The organism is Corynebacterium sp. ACRPJ (assembly GCF_022347345.1).
Lineage (GTDB): Bacteria > Actinomycetota > Actinomycetes > Mycobacteriales > Mycobacteriaceae > Corynebacterium > Corynebacterium tuberculostearicum_D.
Genome location: NZ_JAKRNC010000012.1, coordinates 78,298 through 98,746, shown reverse-complemented (window position 1 = coordinate 98,746; position 20,449 = coordinate 78,298). Strand labels below are relative to the sequence as shown.

Below are 20,449 nucleotides of genomic sequence, written 5' to 3'. Positions count from 1 at the left end.
GCCTCCGAAAGTCGCGGGAGCGAGTTAAAGGTCACGCCGGGCAGGTTGTGCTCCGCGCCGGCCTTGGTGCGGGCGAAGGCGCGGGCGCGTTGGAAGCCGATTCCGGCAAAATCGTCCCATGCGATCTGGATATTTTTCCGGAATGCGTAGGAGATAGCGATTCCAGATTCGGAGACTTTGGTGCGGGATTTTATGACCCACCACAATCCGAGGATGGGGATAATGAACAGCCAGGCGAGGTATTTGGGGGCCCATCCGATACTCAGCAAAGCAATGGCGGACAGAATGAGGATGCCCAAGATGTGGTCGCGGGATGGCTTGAAAACCTCTGCCTGGGTGGTGGACCGACGAGGTTTGTTGTCCTTAGGTGGTGGAGTCATAGTGTGCAAGCCTAATTCACTAAGGCGGGCAAGGGCGAACCTATTTTCAGGCGTGTCTCACCAGGTGGGAATCGGATCCCAAAAGGGGGCAATTGCCACGAGTGCAATACCTATCAATGTATAGTCAGGCCCATGATCATTATTCGACTTCAGGTAGTACCAACGCGGTGGTGACCGCGGTGCCTCACGACGTCGACGCTTTTCGCCCCCGCAGACAGACAAGCCCGCGGGGGCTTTGTTCATATCTGGGGCCGATACCGATGATGATCAGGACCTGCAATAAACCAATTCAAGGAGCACATTAACCGTGGTTACGACAACTTCGCCCACGCCCGCTTCGGTGGCTGCAGCCTCACGCGCCCACGCTCCGGAGCGGATGAGTGGTGCCCATGCCATTGTCCGCACTCTCGAAGACTTGGGAACCGATCTCGTCTTCGGCATTCCAGGCGGTGCCGTGCTTCCTCTCTACGATGCTTTGCACACCTCGACCAAGCTGCGGCACGTGCTCACCCGCCATGAACAGGGGGCCGGCCACGCCGCCGAAGGCTACGCCCAAGCTTCCGGCAAGGTGGGCGTATGCATTGCCACCTCCGGGCCGGGTGCGACCAACCTGGTGACAGCGCTTGCCGACGCCAACCTGGACTCCGTTCCCATCGTCGCCATCACCGGCCAGGTGGGCAGCAACCTCTTGGGAACCGATGCCTTCCAAGAGGCCGATATTCGCGGCGTGACGATGCCGATTACCAAGCACAACTACATTGTGACGGAACCGGGCCAGATTCCAGCTGCCATTGCAGCCGCATTCCATCTGGCTTCTACGGGCCGTCCGGGGCCGGTCTTGGTGGATATCCCGAAGGACGTGCAAAACGGTGAATTGGACTATTCCTTCCCGGCTACGTTTGAACTGCCTGGATATAAACCGACGACCAAGCCGCACCATCGCCAAATCACGCAAGCGGTTGAGCTCATTGCACAGGCAGAAAAGCCGGTCATCTATGCCGGCGGCGGTGTCATCAAGGCCGAGGCAGCCAAGGAGTTGCGCGAGTTTGCGGAATTTTCCGGAATTCCTGTCGTGACTACGCTCATGGCCTTAGGCTCCTTCCCGGAATCTCATCCGCTCCACATGGGCATGCCGGGCATGCATGGCACCGTCCCTGCAGTTGCGGCGATGCAGCGAGCTGACCTGTTGATTACTATCGGCGCGCGATTTGATGACCGAGTAACCGGTGATACCTCCACTTTTGCCCCTGAGGCCCAGGTAATTCATGCTGATATTGACCCGGCTGAAATTGGGAAAATCCGCGACGTTGCCGTGCCGATCGTGGGTGATGCCCGCAACGTGTTGGCCGGTCTCTTAAAGGAGTACCGTAAGAACTCCGCGGTGAAATCTCCGGGAGTAGGCCCATGGCGGGAGTACCTCGATGGGCTCAAGGAACGGTTCCCCCGTGGCTATGATCCCACTCCGGATGGGCAGCTCAATCCCCAATTTGTGTTGGAAAAGCTCAGTGAAACCGTAGGTCCTGAGGCTATCTACTGTGCCGGTGTGGGACAGCACCAGATGTGGTCGGCACAGTTCATTGATTTTGAGCATCCACGCTCTTGGATCAACTCCGGCGGTGCCGGCACCATGGGCTATGCCGTGCCGGCGGCCCTCGGCGCTAAGGCAGCATGCCCGGATAAAGAAGTGTGGGCGATTGACGGTGACGGTTGCTTCCAAATGACCAACCAGGAGCTCACCACCGCGGCAGTGGAGGGCTTTCCGTTTAAGGTTGCCGTCATTAACAACGGCAACCTCGGCATGGTCCGTCAGTGGCAGACACTGTTCTTTAATGAGAACTACTCCAATACCAAGCTGCGAGAACGAGATGTCTATACCCCAGACTTCGTCCGCTTGGCAGAGGCGCTGGGATGCGAGGCCATCCGAGTCACCTGTGAGGAAGAAGTAGTGCCGGCCATTGAACGGGCCCGCGCAATCAATGACCGCCCAGTGGTCCTTGATTTTATCGTTGGTGAGGACGCCCAGGTCTGGCCAATGATTGGCGGTGGGGCTTCTAACGAAGAAATTCAATATGCCCGTGGCTTGCGCCCGCTTTTTGATGAAAATGAATCGGCAGCAGAAACTCCTGCCGATATCGACGAGACTATCCAGGAGGTATAGGCATGGCACCCAGTGACGTTTCCCGGCATACTTTGTCGGTCCTGGTAGAAGACGTAGAGGGGCTTTTGTCGCGCGTTACGGGCATGTTTTCCCGGCGTGGATACAGCATCATTTCGCTGGTTTCTGCCCAGACGGAAAATCCAGGGATTAACCGGCTGACTATCGTGGTCGATGCTTCCGAAAGGATTATGGAGCAGGTAACCAAGCAGCTCAACAAGATCGTGCCGGTCATCAAGGTGGTGGAGCTCGAAGCAGACTCGACTGTGGCGCGAGCCCTGATGCTGGTCAAGGTGGCTGCGAATAATGCCAACCGGCCGCAGGTGGTCGATGCCGTTAATATCTTCCGTGCCCGCGTGGTAGACGTGGCACAAGAATCAGTGGTGGTGGAGGCTACCGGTACCCCTGGAAAGCTGGCGGCCCTTCTCGATGTCCTGGAGCCATTCGGTGTGCTCGAGCTGGTGCAGTCTGGTGACGTGGCCTTGGGGCGTGGTCCCAAGGCGATGGCGCCCCCGCGAAATTAAATCCCACTATATGGTCACTCCGTCTCGCACAGTGGTATAGTGCTAGGTGGGACGTTAATTCATTGAACTTACAATTACTACAGAATTGAGGACTACGACATGGCTATTGAAACCTTCTACGACGATGATGCGGATCTGTCTATCATTCAGGGTCGCAAGGTAGCCGTTATTGGCTACGGCTCCCAGGGGCACGCGCACTCGCAGAACCTGCGCGATTCCGGCGTCGAGGTTGTTATTGGTCTGCGTGAAGGCTCCAAGTCGGCGGCGAAGGCCGAGGAAGCCGGTTTTGCGGTCAAGACCGTTGCAGAAGCTGCCAAGTGGGCAGACGTAATCATGCTGCTGGCACCAGATACCTCTCAGAAGCAGATCTTTGAAGATGAAATTGCCCCCAACTTGGAAGACGGCAATGCGCTGCTGTTTGGGCACGGCTTGAATATCCACTTTAAGCTGATTGAACCACAGGCCAATGTCACCGTCGGCATGGTTGCCCCTAAGGGGCCTGGCCATCTGGTTCGCCGCCAGTTCGTTGATGGCAAGGGTGTTCCGTGCCTGATTGCGACCGAACAGGATCCTAAGGGCGAAGGCCACGATCTGACCCTGTCTTATGCTGCAGCCATCGGCGGTGCGCGTGCCGGCGTTATCCCGACGACCTTTGAAGCAGAGACGGTTACTGACCTCTTTGGCGAGCAGGCTGTCCTGTGCGGTGGCGTAGAGTTTCTGATTCGCACCGGCTTCGAGGTTCTGACTGAGGCTGGCTACGAGCCAGAAATGGCCTACTTTGAGGTGCTGCACGAGATGAAGCTCATCGTGGACCTGATGTTTGAGGGCGGCATTGCCAACATGAACTACTCGGTATCTGATACCGCCGAGTTTGGCGGCTACATTTCTGGCCCTCGCGTTATTGATGCCGATGCCAAGCAGCGCATGAAGGGTATCTTGTCCGATATCCAGGATGGCACCTTCACCAAGCGCCTGCTGGCCAATATTGAGGGCGGCAACAAGGAGCTGGAGAGTCTGCGTGAGGAATTTGCGCAGCACGAAATTGAAAAGACTGGCACCAAGCTGCGCGATTTGATGAGCTGGGTCAAGAACCCGCTGGATGCTACTGCCTAGGAATAAAAGGCGGCGTCTGCAGCGCACACCCACGGTGAACAGGCATGTTTACCGTGGGTTTTGCCTTATTTGTGTCAGGTAAAACTCCGGTGCGGGGAGTAGGATGAGGGCCATGGGTTTTACGACGCCAAGCTATGATCTCAAAGACCTTTTTGCACGAATTGATCGCGGGGATATCCAGTTACCTGACTTCCAGCGCAGCTATGCCTGGGATGAAGATCGTATTCGATCTCTTATTGTTTCCGTGCTGCGCGGTTATCCCATCGGCGCGCTCATGGCTCTTGACACCCGAAACGAAAAGATGCGCTTTCGTCCCCGTGCCCTTGCGGGCGCACCTGACACTGGCGTCGACCCCGGCTTGCTCCTTTTAGACGGGCAGCAGCGCCTGACCACCCTGTATCACTGCTTTAACGGCGAGGGCTTTGTAGATACCACTGACTTCCGCAAGAAGAAGATTCACCGCCGCTTCTTTATCGATATCCGCGCAGCCGTACGCGGCAATCTTATGCCGGATGATGCCATCTTCGCAGTCAATCAAGACGGCAAGATTTGCTCGCACTTCGCACCGGCAATTGAGAGCGAAATCCTAACGCGCGAAGATGCGCTAGAGAATATGTGCATTCCCGTGGCCTCTCTGCTGAGTGAAGACGGCGTCGGCATGCTTTTTGAACTTGCGGCGACTAAGCAGGAATATAGCGCGGAACTGGCCGCCTTTAACAATCGCATCATTCGACCTTTGTCCGGCTATGACCTGCCAATGATTCGACTTTCCCGCGAGACGGAGCGAGCCGGCATCGGCTCGATTTTTGCCCAAGCGAACTCGGCCGGCCTGCAGATGGACGTATTCGATCTCCTAACTGCCGTCTTTGCCTCTGAGGATCCCAGCTTCCACTTGGCCGCTGATTGGCAAGAAGTGGAAAAGGATTTGCGTAAATCCCCAGCCTTGGACGGAATTGGGCGCACCGAGTTTCTCTCCGCTGTATCGCTTCTGGTCTCCGGTGAAAAGGGCTGTGCAGGTGGCCAGCGCGAGGATATTTTGAAATTGTCATTGGCGGAGTACAAGTCGGCAGCCAACGATCTGCGCATTACCTTCCGTGAGGTATCAGAGTTCTTGGCGGAGCGGTGCATCCTCAGCATGGATCAGGTTCCGTTTAATGAGCAGATTGTTCCCCTGGCAGTCATTATCGCCCGCTTGGCCAAGCGCGGGGGAGCGCTTTCTACCGAGCAGTCCTGGAACCGCATCAACCAATGGTTCTGGTGTGGCGTCTTTGGCGAGCTCTACGGCTCTTCTGCAGTGCAGCTGCGTGCAGCTCGCGACGTAGATGAGGTCACCGAATGGGTAGCCGGTGCAACGGACGAGACGCCGAAGACCGTCGCTGATGCCACCTTCCGTGAATCCCGGCTGCTTTCCGTAGATGGCAAAGATGGCGTATGGCACGGACTCTATGCCCTCCTCATGGCGCGCGGCGCGAAGGACTGGCGCACCGGAAAGGCCTTCACCCGGCATACCTTTGAAGAGCTCAAGCCAGGCTTTTTCCCTGTATTCCCGCTAAATTGGTGCAAGCGTCACGGAGTTGATCCCGTCTTGGCTGAGTCGGTGATGAACTACACCCCGATGGGCAAGCGAACCGAGGTAGTGCTCGACGGTTTCGCCCCCAACCGCTACCTACCTCGCGTTCAGTCCAAGTCCATCATGGAAGATGCGCAATTTGATGAGGTGCTAGCATCCCACGAAATGAACCTGGATTTCCTGCGGGCGTCACAGCCGCGTGAATTCCTTGCGGACCGCCGTCACCGTTTCTTGGGCATCGTGGAATATGCTTTAGGTAAACCCGTTATCCGCGATGTGGATGAAGCAAACCTTTTTGGTGGAGAGGAAGGTCCGCAAGCTTTTGATCGCTAAATCTGTGCGCTTGGCCGCTACAGTGCTTGTTGCTTCTCTTGCACTAGCAGCCTGTGGCACTCCGGTCACAGAATCCAAGCTGGTCAGGCGTGGTCTGTCCGATCTGGATGAGTCCGAAATCGATCTCAGCAAGGCCAAGGCGGAAAACCAAAACCGTCTTATTGATCCGAAATTTGATGGCAAGTTGGTCATTGTTAATGACCCCATTGGAATTGAAGCCAGCCGACTATTTTTTGAAGATTCGGATTCGCTTGTCCTTTTTGCCCCGGACGATAAGTCTATTCTTCGTGCAGCAACCTTGGCGGTAAACCAGCATTTGCCAGCGGTGCAGTATGACGATGCTAGGCGTTTGGAGATCCATAAGTTGCTCACGGACTTGGGAGTAAGGCGCTTGGTGGTAGTAGGTGACGTGCCGTGGACGAAAACCTCTGGTGAATTCAGCGTGATCAAGGATCCAGGAACGCATAAAGCACTGGGGGAGTTCACGGCATTCCAATATGGTTCCAAGGTGGTAGCCTCGCCGGAGCAGATGGTAAAAGATATTGCACGGCTGGATAAGACTCCCCAAATGGAGCTGCGTCCTGCCTGGGTGCCGTATGAAGGCGAACTTGATGCCGGAGAGGAAAAGAGCCAACCCATCCCAGCACAGTCCCGCAGGGACGGTCAGATGGCGCCAAATATCGTTGCCACTAAGGATAGTCCCATCGCGAACGTTATTACTGCGGCAGCCTACGGTGGAAGAGTTTTGGTCGTGCCGACTGCCGATCCGCTAGCGGATAAGCACAGCATGGCTGCTGTTGCGGGCCTTGAGGACGGCGCCTTAGTAGCTTTGGGGCCGGAATTCGGTCGAGTGAAAGAATTTAAGGCAAAAATCAAGCAGGGCACTCCTGACTGAACTACACTTCCTTGACACGCGGGCAACCCGCGTGCACCGCATTTCACTTAAGCGAAGGAAGATATGTCGAAGCCGGTAGTCCTTATTGCCGATAAATTAGCCCAGTCCACGGTTACGGCCTTGGGGGATTCTGTTGAGGTCCGTTGGGTGGATGGGCCGAATCGTGCCGAGCTCCTCGCCGCGGTTCCGGAGGCAGAGGCTTTGCTGGTGCGCTCTGCCACAACCGTTGACGCAGAGGTATTGGAGGCGGCCACAAAGCTCAAGATTGTGGGCCGTGCCGGGGTGGGACTGGATAATGTCGATATTCCGGCGGCCACAGACAAGGGTGCCATGGTGGTCAATGCGCCAACATCGAATATTCACTCTGCGTGTGAACAGGCAATTGCATTGCTCTTAGCGACGGCGCGTCAGATACCAGCGGCCGACCAGTCCCTGCGCGAAGGGGAGTGGAAGCGCTCTTCTTTCAAGGGCGTAGAGGTCTACGGAAAGACCATCGGCATTGTTGGCTTTGGACACATCGGCCAGCTCTTTGCCCAGCGTCTGAAGTCCTTTGAGACAACTATTATCGCGCACGATCCGTACGCCAACCCGGCTCGCGCGGCAGCGTTGGGCGTGGAATTAGTTGAGCTAGAAGAGCTGATGTCGCGTTCGGATTTCGTGACCATTCACCTGCCAAAGACTCCGGAGACAACCGGAATGTTTGATAAGGAACTTTTGGCCAAGGCGAAGCCAGGACAGATTCTCATTAACGCAGCGCGAGGCGGTTTGGTAGATGAAGCGGCTCTGGCTGAGTCTATCGAGTCGGGACATCATCGAGGTGCGGGCTTTGACGTTTATGCCACGGAACCGTGCACTGATTCTCCGCTCTTTAAGCTGCCGCAAGTCACCGTGTCCCCGCACCTAGGCGCCTCCACTGTAGAGGCCCAGGACCGTGCGGGAACCGATGTCGCGGAGTCTGTCTTGAAGGCGCTCGAAGGAGAGTTCGTCCCGGATGCGGTCAACGTCTCCGGCGGGCCAGTGAGAGAAGAGGTTGCTGGTTGGTTGGACCTCGCCCGCAAGCTAGGACTTACTGCTGGCCGCCTTTTGGGGCAGGCTCCCGTTGCCGTCGAGGTGGAGGCCTGTGGCGAGTTGTCTACCGAAGGCGTGGAGGTGCTAGGACTTTCTGCCGTTCGGGGTCTGTTTAGCGGCGTGACTTCGGAACCGGTGACCTTTGTCAATGCAATGCAGATCGCGCATAGTCGTGGGGTAGAGGTTGAGGTATCTACTAATACGGAGTCCAAGGGGCACCGCTCTTCCCTGCAGGTGAAGGTCATTGGTGCTGATGGCGAGATCTCCTCGCTCACCGGCGCACTTATCGGCGTCGATGGAACCGAAAAGTTCATTCGCATCAACGGTCGTGGCGTAGATATGCGTGCTACCGGCCGCAACCTCTTCTTCCGCTACGCGGACGCCCCTGGTGCACTGGGAACGGTAGGTACCAAGTTGGGTGCTGCGGGAATCAACATCGTGGCGGCCGCTCTGACGCACGGTAAACAGGAATCTGATGCTGTGCTGATTCTGCGCGTGGAAGCCGAGGTGCCAGAGGAGCTCATCGCCGAAATTAATGCGGCCTTGGGCGCTGAATGTGAACAGCTGAACATGGAGGCATAAGGCTGCGGACTGCAACAGAATCTCAACCCGCGTGGTGCTAGGTAATTTCCTGCGCTGTGCGGGTTTCTTTTGCTAAGGTAATCTCATATCCACTCTGTGAGAAAGGAATCTTATACAGTGAAACTTGCGGTGATTGGCGGCGACGGAATTGGACCAGAAGTGACGGCCGAGGCGCTCAAGGTGCTGGGTGCCGTTCGTTCCGATATCGAGACCACCGAGTATGACCTCGGTGCGCGGCGTTATCTGCGCAATGGGGAGCTTCTCACGGACGCTGATTTGAAGAGCCTGCGCGAACACGATGCGATCCTGTTGGGGGCGATTGGCGCCCCAGGTGAGGTGCCGCCTGGCGTTCTGGAGCGGGGGCTGTTGCTTAAGATGCGGTTTGCGCTGGATCATCACGTGAACCTGCGCCCCTCCAGGCTCTATCCCACCGCTTCCTCGCCGCTCGCTGAACCGGGCGATATCGACTTCGTTGTGGTGCGCGAAGGTACCGAGGGTTTGTACTGCGGAAACGGCGGTACCTTGCGTGAGGGTACTGAGCACGAGGTGGCCAGCGAGGTATCGCAAAATACTCGTTTCGGCGTGGAGCGTGTAGTGCGCGATGCGTTTGCGCGGGCAGCGCAGCGCAGTAAGCATCTGACCTTGGTGCACAAGACAAATGTCTTGGTCAATGCTGGTGGGTTGTGGCAGCGCACCGTTGATGAAGTCGCCGCCGAGTTTCCAGAGGTTCGGGTGGATTACCAGCATATTGATGCTGCAACCATTTATATGGTGACCGATCCGGCGCGCTATGACGTCATTGTCACCGATAATCTTTTTGGAGACATTCTCACCGATTTGGCGGGCGCGGTAACTGGCGGTATTGGCCTTGCTGCATCCGGAAACATCGATGCCTCAGGCGCGAATCCTTCCATGTTCGAGCCGGTGCATGGTTCTGCGCCAGATATTGCGGGTAAGGGGATTGCAGACCCAACGGCGGCAATCTTGTCCGCCGCCATGCTTCTTCGTCACCTGGGCGATGAGTCTAATGCGCAGCGGATTGAGGATGCGGTGGCGCAGGATGTTGCCCGCCGCGGTGCCGAACCGGTAAAGACCGTCGAAGTGGGTGACCGAATCGCCAAGCTGCTCGTCGAATAGAAGCGGGCTTTTTGCGCTGGGTGCTTGCCGACGTCCCCAACCCCCGCGTCCTGGCGTAGTCCGCACTGGGGTTAGCAACGGTGATTAAAGGACAATGGGAATTTACTCAAATTAACTAATTAACACCGTACCCTTTGCACACATGTGAAGGAGGCGATTGAGTAGGATTGCCGCTATGCGTTTAGGACGAATTGCACACCCAGAAGGAATCTGTTTCGCCATTATCGATGGGCCAAAAGACGCCCCAATGGAAGAGCTAGTAGCAAAGGAAATTGCCGGCACGCCCTTTACTCCGCCGGAGCCAACCGGCCGCGAGTGGAAACTTAACGAGGTTCGCCTCTTGGCGCCGACCCTTCCCACCAAGGTGGTAGCACTTGGCCGCAACTATGCGGACCACGTTGCCGAGGTTTTCAAAAAGTCTGCCGATAGTCTCCCTCCCACCATCTTCATTAAGCCATCTACCGCGGTCATTGGCCCGGATGCTGCAATCAAGATTCCGGACTACGCCACCAACGTCGAGTTTGAGGGCGAGCTAGCCGTGGTCATTTCCAAGCCGTCGAAGAATATCAAGGCCGAGAACTGGAAAGACCATGTGCTCGGCTACACCATCTGCAACGACGTTTCTTCCCGCGACCTGCAGTTTAAGGATGGTCAATGGGCTCGTGCCAAGGGCATTGACACCTTCTGCCCGCTCGGCCCGTGGATCGAAACCGATCTGGATAGTTTGAATCTGGACGATCAGAAGATTAATGCCTACCTGACGCACGAGGGTTCTCGCGAGCAAAAGCAAGATTCCAATACGGACCAGATGATTGTGAAAATGGGCGGCATTTTGGAGGAGATCTCCGCTGCCTACACTTTGCTGCCCGGCGATGTCATCACCACCGGCTCCCCAGCTGGTACCGCTCCTATGGTCCCAGGTGACACCATCGAAATCGAGATCCCAGGCCTCGGCACCCTGCGCAATTCCATCCACCGTGCATAACCCAAGCCACTAGGAGCACCGCGCCTGCGTACCCACCTCCGAAGAAATGGGGGAACACTACCAGAGTTCTGGGCGGGTGTGATCGGGCAACCCCAATGAGACCCTTGTCGATTACGCCGCGGGACTTAACCCCGGCACCGCCCTCGGCATTGGATGTGGGGAAGGCGCGTGTGCGCACCACCAAAGCGACGTCGTGCTCGTCGCCAAGCGTGTGGGCTAGAGGCTAAGTGCCTTCAAAATGGTGCGCAGCTTGGCCGTGGTTTCTTCCAGCTCGGCATGGGCATCGGAATCGCCTACGATGCCACCGCCGGCCCAAGCACGCGCGGAAAGTCCATCGCCGGCCACTTCCGCGCAGCGGATGGCCACCATGTACTCGCCGTCGCCGGAGCTATCGCACCAGCCCACCGCTCCGGCATAGAATCCACGGTCCGTTTCTGCAGTCTCAATGAGGGCTTGGGCGGCCTCTGCTGGAGTGCCACAGATGGCCGGTGTGGGGTGTGCTGCCAAGGCAAGTTCAAGAGCGGTCAAGTCTTTATCCTTGAGCGTTCCGGAAATTGGCGTGCCTAGGTGCCACATCTCATTGGTGCTAATAAGTTGCGGGGCGTCCGGGATATCTAGCCGCTCGCATAATGGGCTAAGCACCCGGCGCAGGTGTTCCACTACAAAGGAATGCTCGTGGAGATCCTTGGCAGAATGCAAGAGATCTTGGCCTGCGATGTGATCCTCAGCCGCTGTGGCGCGGCGCGGTGACGATCCGGCCAAGGGGAAAGCAGACACCGTCGAGCCCTGACGCTTGACCAAAACCTCTGGAGAAGAACCAACTAGCATCGCGCCCGGCCGCCCAGCAGGGGAGAGATCGGCAATGAAGCCATCGCGGTTGGCGGAAAGGTCGATAAGGCGTGCCGCGACCAGGCGCGGATCAATAGCCTCAGGGAATTCGATATCTACGGCACGGGCCAAAACCACCTTGTCCAGTTTGGAGGTCTCGATCGTGCCGATGGCCGCCTCTACGCGGCGTAGGTGCTCTTCGGGTTCCGGATCGAATCCGACCACTCGCGAGTTTAGGCTTTTATTGCGGTAGTAGGCGTGCGGCTCCAAGGGGCCCTCTTCGCGGATGATGGCCTCCGGCACCGTTAGCGCGGCGGGTGTGTCAGAGTCGAACGGAATCGCACCGACGACCATGTCAACATCTTTGCTGCGCAGGGCAGAAACCGCTGCGTCGGTGTCATTAAAAGTGTGGCGCGCACCTTGGGTACGGACAGACCCCGTTGCTCGCGAAAGCAAAAAATCGGGGGCGGTGCTTGGTCTGTCTTCGTGCATGGGGATCTAGCTTAGTGCCTTGGGCTTTTCTTACAGAATTGAGTGTGCACTGGGCGTGTAAACAGTGAATCAAGTGAAGGATGTGGTTAATTCTAACCTTGTGGCTAATGTTACTAAGTTTCTTTATCGTTCTCTATACCTGATCCTCGCTGCTGCGCTGGCTAGCGCTGCGCTTGTGTGCGCCGCTCCTGCCCATGCTCAAGAAGGGCCACCTCCCGCACCCGCCCCTGGCCCTGAAAATGCACCACAGCCAGCGCCAGCTCCAGCACCTGCTCCCGAAAATGCAAAGCCGGTTACCCCGCAGCCTGATGGGTCCCACCTAGTTCCAGAAGGTGTTAAGGAATCCACCCCGGCACCAGTAGAAGGCGGCAGCAGCGATGACAATGCAGCGCCTAGTCCTGAGGGATCGTCTCTTCCCGAGCCAGCGCCGCGGCCGGCAATGGTAGATACCAGCATCAATCCGAACCCGCCGTTTGCGCCGGGTTCCATGCAGTCCCTAGAAATGGAGCACGAGGGTAAGACCCGTAGGTACTTGTTGCGTATTCCTAACCACTATTCGCCGGAAAAGGCGGCGCCCGTTCTCTTCGGCTTCGGTGGGTGGGGAGATTCCCCGGAGAACTACTCCAGCTATGCACGCATGCAGACCACTGAGGCCAATAACGAGGCCATCATCGTCTATCCAGAGGGATTCGAGCGCGCCTGGGAGGCTGCGCCTTATGCTAAGACGCGCGATGGGGAGGATATCCGCTTTATCAAGCGCATTCTTGATTCGGTAGACAAGGACTACCACGTTGATCGAAACCGCGTATACGCCATGGGTATGTCTAATGGAGGCGGCTTTACCTCGGTGCTTGGCTGCCACGCACAGGACACCTTTGCTGCTGTAGCTATGGTTTCGGGTGCCTTCTACAACCCGGTTGAGGTCAACTGTGCCGATGCGCCGATGAATACCCTCATCATGCACGGCGTTAACGACGAGATGATGACCTATGAGGGCGGTGACCGGCACGAGGCTGGATACCTCCCTGTTCGTACGGTGCTCGGCGGCTATCTGAAGCGAAATCGCTGCGATATGACCTTCCAGTCCACTCCGGAAGCAGGCGGCTCGGAACGCTTGAGCTTTAACGGCTGCCAAAAGGATGTGCAATTGGTTAAGGTTCCGCAAGACCACACCTGGTTCTGGCAGCCAGATACGCCGAACGTGGTCTGGGACTTCCTGTCGTCCAAGACTCGGGTATAGAAGCATGAGCTCTTAGCCACCGCTAAAGCCCAGAGGAGAGATCCTCTGGGTTTTGTGCTTTCTTAAGCCGGGCCTGCGCTAATCGACGCCCGGTATGTTCGCCGTGGCATCACTGGCCTGGTGCTGGTGTGGTGTCTTCTTTTTGCGGAAGAACTGGACATAGACCAACAACCCGATGCCGAGCGCTAAGGCGAAGGCGCCCAGTCCGGCCAGGGTCCCCGCCCAGAAGCTGCTTTTTGCGAGGGTAGAGGTATAGGCAGCGGCATCGGTCAGCACATTCTTGCTGTCCTTGTTCTCTTTGTCGGTTGCATTTGGAACATGCTGTGCACTGCGGGCGTCGGCGGACTTTGCTTTCGTACGGGAGGAGGATTTTGTGTCCTTCTTACTGGCGGACTTCTTGGCAGTCGAGCGGGAAGAACCGCTGGTGGAAGCGGAGGAGTGCGAGCCAGATGACGTGCTCTTGCCTGATTTTGCGGTGGAGGCAGATTCGTTGACACGGCTAGCCGAGTGGTGGGTCGTAGTTTGTGAACCAGAACTGGACTTTTGCGCAGGTGCAGCGGATCGGGTTGATGTCGGAGCGTGGGACTTTTGTGGCGCTCCAGACTTTTCAGTATTCGCCGGCTTCTTGGGTGTTGAGTGCTTGCCCTTTTCGGCATCGTCAGGTGCGCCGCCGTCAAGGAATTTTTGGCCTTCCTGCAGGGTCTTCTCCAGTTCCTTGTCCAACCCGGCGATGGATTTGTCTACGTCCTTGATGTCCTTTTCCAGTTGCTTGGGGCGGCTATCCGCGCCGTTGCCAGAACCAGTGGCCGCATCTGCTTCGGAATAGTCCACGTCGCACAGGTCCTTCGCCTCAGCCTGCTTTCCTACGAGGAAGCCGGCATGGAGGTGGTGGCGGGAGCCATCGGGAAGCTCAAAGGTAAAGCTCACCGCGTAGGTTCCGGGCTTGGTAAACGCAAATGCCGGGTGGGAATGCGAATTGCCTGGGTAATCCCAGGCGGATCCATCTTCAGTGTCCATGAGCACCGTGGGTTCGCCTAGCTCCGCCTGGTAGGCCACAATGCGCCCATCTTCTGGGCCCTGTGCGATCGCCATGCTTAAGGTTGCGGTGTCATCAGCGGCGAGTAGGTCTTGGGATAGCTCCTGGGTGTTAAAGCCCAGCCAGGGAGCGGTGGGGTCTTGGGTTTGAGGCAGCACCCAGCCTTCTTCAGGAAGGGAACTATCTCCGAGCCCAGATAGTGGCTGTTTCAACCCATCGGATACCTCGATAGCAAAGGTCTCAGAGTCATGCTTGATTCCCTTGTCATCGTCTTTGACGGTGAAGCTGAGATCGCCGGAATCGCCGCTAAGCGCCATGTCTTGGTGGCCCTTGGTAATGAGATCGAAGTCGCTGGCGGAGCAGGCCGCGGTGGACTCTTCTGCGTGGGCGGAGGCGGGGGCTATGGCAGCTACGCCCGTCCCTGAAAGTGAGCCGAGGCCGATGAGACTGGCAGCGCCTAGGGCCACCGTGGTGCGGCAGACTGGTTTCATGAGGTAATGGATTCCTTTCGTGGGGTGTCGGGACGTGGGGCGTCGGAAAGCGAGGCACCGGCGTGCTTGCGGGCGCCGAGGAGTGGATGGATGGCCCAAACGCTTAAGAAAATGACGGTGAGCGTGAGCACGATGGTGGCGCCGGCTGGAAGATCAATGGCCCATGCCAGGTAGATGCCGAGGAAGCTGGACAGCGCGCCGATGAGGGCGGAAAGCCACATCATGGTCGCAAGATGCGTGGTAAGCAGGCGTGCCGTCGCGGCCGGGGTGATGAGAAGTGCGAGGACCAAGATATTGCCAATGGTGCTCACAGAGATGACCACGGCGGCTGTGACGCACAGGTACAACATGATGTCGAGCACAACTACGGGAAGCCCCATGGCGCGGGCGGTTTCCCGGTCCAGGCAGGTGGCGTTGAGCTGGGGGCCAAAAGCTACGACGACGGCGATAACCAGTGTGCACACGCTGGCCGCGACGATGATATCGCTGCGGGATACGCCGGTGAGCGAGCCGAAGAGAAAGCTGGTCAGCGAAGCACTATAGCCATCGGTGCGCGAGATGATCACCATGCCTAAGGCAAAGGCCGCGGCGAAGAAGATGCCGATGATGGAATCTGCCCGTACGTGGCGGCGCTGCGAAAAGGCGGCGATGAGCAACGCCACAACCGCACCGGCCACCGCGCCACCGACGAGCACGGAGGCTTGCAAAGCGAAAGCAATGGCTAGGCCAGGAAAGACCGCGTGGGAGACGGCGTCGCCGATAAAGGCCATGCCGCGCAGCACCACGTAGCAGCCGACGACGCCGCAGACGATGGCCGCAAGCACAGAAATACCTACCGCGCGGGCGAGAAAGTCGAGGTGGGGGTTAGCAAGGTCGCGGAGGAAATCGAGGAAGGAAATTTCTATCATGCGGAGACTCCAATGGCAGAAAGCAGGGGAGAACCGGCGCGTACACCAAAGGTTTGCGTCCACGGAGCGGTCTGGTGAAGAAGGCGCGGAGCGGAGTCATCGGCCACCACGGTGCCGTTAAAGAGGACCAAGCGGTGGCAGGAGTGCGCCGCTTCAGACAGGTTGTGGGTGGACATGAGGATGGCCTTGCCGCGCTGGGAAAGCTCTTCGAATAGCTCGAGTAGTGATTCGGTATTGGGGGCGTCGAGGCCGGTGAAGGGCTCGTCGAGCAGCAGCACGTCTGGTTGCGTGGCGAGCGCTCGGGCGATGAGGACGCGTTGGCGCTGACCACCGGAGAGCTCTTCGATGGGGCGGGTGGAAAAATCTTCCATGTTTACCAGGCGAAGAGCTTCTGCCGCCGCGGCGTGGTCCGCGGCACGTGGCCGTTTGAGCCAGCCAATGATGCCGGTGCGCCCGCTGAGTACGGTGCGGTAGACATTGATGGGAAAGCCCCATTCCACCTCGTGCCGCTGGGGCACGTAGCCTACGATTCCCCCGATCTCTCGGGTACCGGAGGAGGGGATGAGCCCTAAGATGGCACGCATAAGTGTGGTCTTGCCCGCCCCATTGGGGCCTAAGAGCCCAATGAATTCGCCCGATCGGACCTCTAGGTTCGCACCTGTGATTACGCGCCGGTGGGATAGCGATACTTCCAGGTCGGCTACGGAAATGAGCGGTTTAGCCACGGCTATCGCCCCGCTTGGAAGAGCGCAGTACTAGGCCAAGGGCCAGCAGGAGTACGACTGCACCCACGCTGGCGAGGATAAAGACCCAAGTGGGGATGGAAGAGCCTGCGGTCTGGGCATCGTCTGGATTCCAAGTAGTGTCTTGGGCCGCTTGGACGTCGGCATCATCGCCCACGGCAAAGGTGAGCACGCCATCGGTACTGAAATCAGCGCCATCTTTGGTCTTACCTTTGACTCTGATGCCTACCTGATGGGTGCCTGGCTCTGTAAACGTCCAATTGGCATGGGTGTGGGTATTGAGGTCTACCCAGAAGTCTTCGTCGCTCTTTTGCGCGGTAGACCACAACAGCTGTGGTGCTTCAAAGCCGCCGTTTTGCAGGAAAAGGGAGAAATCGCCAGGACCGGAGTGGCCGAGGAATTCCATGGTGACTCCGCGATCGGCGGCATCGACAAGCGAGGGCGCTTGGGTATTCCAACCCAGCCAGGGAACCCCGACCTGCTCGGTTTGGGGAACCACCCAGACCTTATCGCCGGACTCAGCGCCAACGAAGCCAAAGTCATCCGTATCGGGAAGGGTTTGCTGTGCCTTATCGCCCACGGAAAACACGAGGTCGTCCAAGTGACGCCAGACTGGCTTATCGCCGGCATCATCGCGGGCCATAAGCTCAGACTCCGTGCCATCAAGCAGGGCGCCAACGTCTACGTGACCGGTATCGATGACCTTTTCTTCGCCCTGCGGGGCAACGTGTTCATCGGCACCGACCACCTGGGCCAGGTCGCCCGCCCAAGCAGGGCTGGTAGAAAGTGCCAAACCTGCAGTGAGGACGCAGGCGGCGGTGCGGGTGGCGGTACGAGTAGCGAATTTAAGCATCTTTATCTCCATGGGTGGGGTTGGGGTTCAGGCAACGCTGCAGGGAATCAGCGTTAAATTTCATAAGGTCGATGTAGGAGCTGACGGTGTCATCGAACGTGTCGCCGTAGATGGGGCACAGCTCCACGCCTTGCTCCGCGGCAGCCTGCTTCAGGGACTCGGCGCTTGCCTGCTGCACGGGTTCTACAAATACGGCTGGCAGATGGAGGTTCTCCAGCGTGCGGCGCAAGGAAATGACTTCGCGTGGGGAAGGCTCGATGGCCGGATTGGGAGTGACGAAGCCGGCCACCGACATGTCATAACCTTGCTCCAGATAGGCGTAGCCGTGGTGCGTGGTCACAAGGTGCCGGTTTTCTTGAGGAATGGAAGAAATGGCGTGCTCTACGTAGGAATCCGTATCCCGCAGGCGCTGGGTGTAGGCCTCCGCTCGTTGGCGGTAGGACGCCCCGTGGGAAGGATCTGCCTGCGCCATTTCCTCGGCAATGACATCGACGTAGGCGATGGCGTTGTCCACGTTGTGCCATAGGTGCGGATCCACCTCGCCGTGGATGTGTTTTCCCAACACCGCCTGCGGCAATAGGTAGGTATCCGATCCCGGCCTGCCCAGGAAGCGGTAGGACGGATCCGGCGGTATGGGCTGCAGTACCGAAGAGGGGATTGACACCACGGTGGTGGCAGGGTCGAAGCGCTTGTCCTGGTCGCGCAGGTCAATGCGTCGCTCGGCTAGGTCTCCTGCAATATCCAGGTGTCCGGAATCTATCACTTGCATGCCTTTAGGCGGGTTTACTCCCACGGCCACAGTGAGGTGTTGGACGTCGGTGCCCTCTGCTTGAAACCCGAGGTGGTAGATTCCCGGCTGGGAAAATCCCCAGGACACGTGCGTGTGGGCGTTGGCCGGCAAGGTCACTGAGTCTTTTCCATCGATGCCATCGGCCGAGTTAAAAAGAACCTCCGGGGTGCCGAAGGTAGAGACCACATAGGCCGCGACGTTACCTGGCCCATCGGCAGAGACCATGCGGAAGTCCACTCCGGAAGAACGCTGCTGTGCACCGCTGATGCGCAGCCCCAGCCAAATTGCCTCGAGCGAGACATCTTCTACCAGCGGCACCAGAGTGGCACCGCGGGTGGAGGCAGCATCGGCGACTTCCACCACGGGGGCATCGGTGGATTCGTGCAGCGTATCGATGAGAGACTGTGGCTCCAGCAAGTAGCCATTGCTCAGTGCCAAATCGGCATTGGCAACATCGCGCACCGTGCGCAGCGTTGGCTCAAAGGTATGCGGATCTTTTCCGCTGGGGATAAGGCTTTGTACCCGGGCATCTTCTCCCGCGACGTTGCGCGCAAGATCCGCGAGGATCGGGGTGGTGGCCACCACGGCGAATTTTTCTCCGCTTCCGGTATCCAACGCAGCTGAAGGGGCACAACCAGTGGCCAGCAGGCAGGAGCCCAGCAGCGCCCCTATGGTCCGAAGCCTGCGTCTATGGGATAGCGCACGCGCCATTAGTCCGCTGCCTTAGCTACAGCTAGACGGGCAATGCCTAGGCCGAGGAAGAGCATGCCCAAGCCCAACGCTCCGATGCCAAAGGGAACAATAGGAGTCCCCGTATTGGCTAAAGAACCGCCCTTGCTGTGTGCCTGCCCAGACTGGCCAGTGTTGGATCCGGTGCTTGCGGTAGAGCCACCAGCGCTTGCCGACGCCCCACCTGCCGCAGCGCCATGCCCGCAGTCGCCGCCCTCCGGATTTACCGCAGCGCCCAAGTCGAAGTGACCGTTGTCAAAGGCTTCAGCCGGCTTGTCGCCGCCGACCACGAAGTGAAGTGTCGCTTCACCGGCAACTTGCTTGCCCTCATCGGTCTTGGCCACCTGGCGAATGGTGACGTCATAGGTGCCCTGCGCACCAAAGACCCAGTTGGGATGCACGTGCGTATTGGGGGCAATCGAATAGGTGCCCTCCGCCGCATCGGCATTGCCTCGGAACCACTCATCGCCCACAATCTTTCCCAGTCCGCCCTGGGAGTAGACCATCATCGGGCCAGGGCCCTTGAAGCCTGCTAACTCCCAGGTGACATCGCCAGGGATATTCTCGCGCATTGAAGGGCTTTGGGTATTAGCGCCGAGCCATGGCACACCATCGACCTGGGTAGAACCAATCATCCACGCCTGACCGGCTGGCACTGGGCCTACCTCTTGGGGCAGATCGACGCTGGATTTATCGGAGAGATAAAAGGTAGCGCCATCAGCATCGCGCCACTGGGAAGGGGAAACCGTATCGTCTTTGATTTGCGGCGTCATGCCCGGGGTGCACTCTTCGTCCCCGGAGACGCCGGACTTATCGGCAGCTGCAGCGCCGCCCTTGTCTGCTGATCGTTGGGTGCTAGAAGCTTCTTGGTCATTGCTAACCTCGCCCGTGTCAGCCGATCGATCCGCTGTGGACGCATCACCGCCGTCGCCCACCTCCCAGGTGTAGGTCACAGCATTGCTGGACTCGCCGTTGGAGTGGGCCCGCACCGTCATGGTGTAGGTGCCAGCCTCGCTAAAGGCCCAGTTGACGTGCCTGTGGGCCGGAGTGGGTTGATTGATGACCTCACCGCTGGTCAGCTCCATTGAACCGGAATCAGTAACCGCCTGAATGTCACCGAAACCGCTGGTCTCAAAGACATATACCGAACCCGGGCCGGAAACTTCGGCGAATTCTAGGTCAACGTTGTCAAAGCCGCCATCGCGTGCAGGTTGGGTATCCCAACCCGGCCAAATGATGCGCTGATCTTGTGTCTGCGGCAGGAAATAGGTGGGTTGGCCGATCTCTGGCACGGCCTCGGTGGCATCCGACCAGGCATCCTCGACAACCTTGAGCACCACATCATCGCCGGAGCGTGGAACGCCCGATCCAGTGATGTCTTCCTTCATCGATAGGTGTAGCTGGCCATCTGGGGCCGTGACATAGAAGGCGTCTACGTGGCCAGAGTCGAAGACCTCATCAAAGGCAAGTGCCGCGGCGGGGGAGAAGAAGGCCAGTGCTGTCGCAAAGACGGCAGCGAATACGTGAATAAATCGGCGCCGCAGCGGGACGTGCCGGGAGGCAAAGGATGGTGAATAATGCATTGTGGTTTCCCGTC

General features: G+C 58.1%; 17 protein-coding genes. 9 read left to right on the top strand and 8 right to left on the bottom strand.

The annotated features are described in order from the left end of the window. Positions 1 to 380 (bottom strand): PH domain-containing protein (locus MHY08_RS09285; protein WP_239236388.1); only part of this gene is annotated, 380 nt, incomplete at its 3' end. A 307-nt stretch (positions 381 to 687) separates the two neighbouring features. Here MHY08_RS09285 and MHY08_RS09280 point away from each other — a divergent pair. The 8 genes from MHY08_RS09280 to MHY08_RS09245 all read left to right on the top strand — a co-directional run bounded on the left by MHY08_RS09280 (position 688) and on the right by MHY08_RS09245 (position 10,742). Then, positions 688 to 2,538: an acetolactate synthase large subunit gene (locus tag MHY08_RS09280; RefSeq protein ID WP_239236387.1), complete on the top strand. Its 1,851-nt coding sequence runs from the start codon at positions 688 to 690 to the stop codon at positions 2,536 to 2,538. A 2-nt stretch (positions 2,539 to 2,540) separates the two neighbouring features. Next, complete coding sequence (ilvN, locus tag MHY08_RS09275) at positions 2,541 to 3,059, top strand: acetolactate synthase small subunit (protein WP_239236386.1); 519 nt, start codon at positions 2,541 to 2,543, stop codon at positions 3,057 to 3,059. Positions 3,060 to 3,158: 99 nt separating this feature from the next. Beyond that, entirely contained in the window at positions 3,159 to 4,172 is a 1,014-nt protein-coding gene (gene ilvC, locus MHY08_RS09270) for a ketol-acid reductoisomerase (protein WP_239236385.1), read from the top strand. 112 nt (positions 4,173 to 4,284) lie between these two features. After that, positions 4,285 to 6,075 carry a DUF262 domain-containing protein gene (locus MHY08_RS09265; protein ID WP_204609314.1) on the top strand — a complete coding sequence of 597 codons (1,791 nt, stop codon included), beginning with the start codon at positions 4,285 to 4,287 and terminating at the stop codon, positions 6,073 to 6,075. Continuing rightward, positions 6,023 to 6,970 carry a hypothetical protein gene (locus MHY08_RS09260; protein ID WP_239236383.1) on the top strand — a complete coding sequence of 316 codons (948 nt, stop codon included), beginning with the start codon at positions 6,023 to 6,025 and terminating at the stop codon, positions 6,968 to 6,970. The genes MHY08_RS09265 and MHY08_RS09260 overlap by 53 nt, the downstream gene beginning before the upstream one ends. Positions 6,971 to 7,033: 63 nt before the next feature. Then, positions 7,034 to 8,620 carry a phosphoglycerate dehydrogenase gene (gene serA, locus MHY08_RS09255; RefSeq protein ID WP_239236382.1) on the top strand — a complete coding sequence of 529 codons (1,587 nt, stop codon included), beginning with the start codon at positions 7,034 to 7,036 and terminating at the stop codon, positions 8,618 to 8,620. A 117-nt stretch (positions 8,621 to 8,737) separates the two neighbouring features. Further along, positions 8,738 to 9,757, top strand: coding sequence for a 3-isopropylmalate dehydrogenase (locus MHY08_RS09250; RefSeq protein WP_239236381.1), 1,020 nt, complete (start codon positions 8,738 to 8,740; stop codon positions 9,755 to 9,757). Positions 9,758 to 9,932: 175 nt separating this feature from the next. Beyond that, the gene (locus tag MHY08_RS09245; protein WP_198492937.1) at positions 9,933 to 10,742 is read left to right on the top strand and encodes a fumarylacetoacetate hydrolase family protein; all 810 of its coding nucleotides are present in this window, start codon (positions 9,933 to 9,935) and stop codon (positions 10,740 to 10,742) included. A gap of 216 nt (positions 10,743 to 10,958) precedes the next feature. Here the strand turns inward: MHY08_RS09245 and MHY08_RS09240 are convergent, their stop codons facing one another. After that, positions 10,959 to 12,062: an isochorismate synthase MenF gene (locus MHY08_RS09240; RefSeq protein WP_239236380.1), complete on the bottom strand. Its 1,104-nt coding sequence runs from the start codon at positions 12,060 to 12,062 to the stop codon at positions 10,959 to 10,961. A 100-nt stretch (positions 12,063 to 12,162) separates the two neighbouring features. Between MHY08_RS09240 and MHY08_RS09235 the strand changes: the two genes are divergently transcribed. Next, the gene (locus MHY08_RS09235) at positions 12,163 to 13,302 is read left to right on the top strand and encodes a PHB depolymerase family esterase (RefSeq protein WP_239236378.1); all 1,140 of its coding nucleotides are present in this window, start codon (positions 12,163 to 12,165) and stop codon (positions 13,300 to 13,302) included. A gap of 78 nt (positions 13,303 to 13,380) precedes the next feature. Here MHY08_RS09235 and MHY08_RS09230 read toward each other — a convergent pair whose 3' ends face one another. Genes MHY08_RS09230 through MHY08_RS09205 form a run of 6 tightly spaced genes read right to left on the bottom strand, consistent with a single transcriptional unit; the run spans position 13,381 to position 20,435 of the window. Continuing rightward, a complete protein-coding gene (locus tag MHY08_RS09230) occupies positions 13,381 to 14,829 on the bottom strand; it encodes a choice-of-anchor M domain-containing protein (protein ID WP_239236376.1) in 1,449 nt (482 codons plus the stop codon). Further along, positions 14,826 to 15,737, bottom strand: a complete 912-nt coding sequence (locus MHY08_RS09225) for an anchored repeat-type ABC transporter permease subunit (RefSeq protein WP_239236374.1) — start codon at positions 15,735 to 15,737, stop codon at positions 14,826 to 14,828. Before MHY08_RS09225 ends, MHY08_RS09230 begins: the two co-directional genes overlap by 4 nt. Beyond that, a complete protein-coding gene (locus tag MHY08_RS09220; protein ID WP_370658796.1) occupies positions 15,734 to 16,468 on the bottom strand; it encodes an anchored repeat-type ABC transporter ATP-binding subunit in 735 nt (244 codons plus the stop codon). The genes MHY08_RS09225 and MHY08_RS09220 overlap by 4 nt, the downstream gene beginning before the upstream one ends. After that, positions 16,455 to 17,333 carry a choice-of-anchor M domain-containing protein gene (locus MHY08_RS09215; RefSeq protein WP_204609296.1) on the bottom strand — a complete coding sequence of 293 codons (879 nt, stop codon included), beginning with the start codon at positions 17,331 to 17,333 and terminating at the stop codon, positions 16,455 to 16,457. The genes MHY08_RS09220 and MHY08_RS09215 overlap by 14 nt, the downstream gene beginning before the upstream one ends. Then, the gene (locus MHY08_RS09210) at positions 17,326 to 18,834 is read right to left on the bottom strand and encodes an anchored repeat ABC transporter, substrate-binding protein (RefSeq protein ID WP_239236367.1); all 1,509 of its coding nucleotides are present in this window, start codon (positions 18,832 to 18,834) and stop codon (positions 17,326 to 17,328) included. Before MHY08_RS09210 ends, MHY08_RS09215 begins: the two co-directional genes overlap by 8 nt. Then, positions 18,834 to 20,435, bottom strand: coding sequence for a choice-of-anchor M domain-containing protein (locus MHY08_RS09205; protein ID WP_239236366.1), 1,602 nt, complete (start codon positions 20,433 to 20,435; stop codon positions 18,834 to 18,836). Before MHY08_RS09205 ends, MHY08_RS09210 begins: the two co-directional genes overlap by 1 nt. Positions 20,436 to 20,449: the final 14 nt, after the last annotated feature.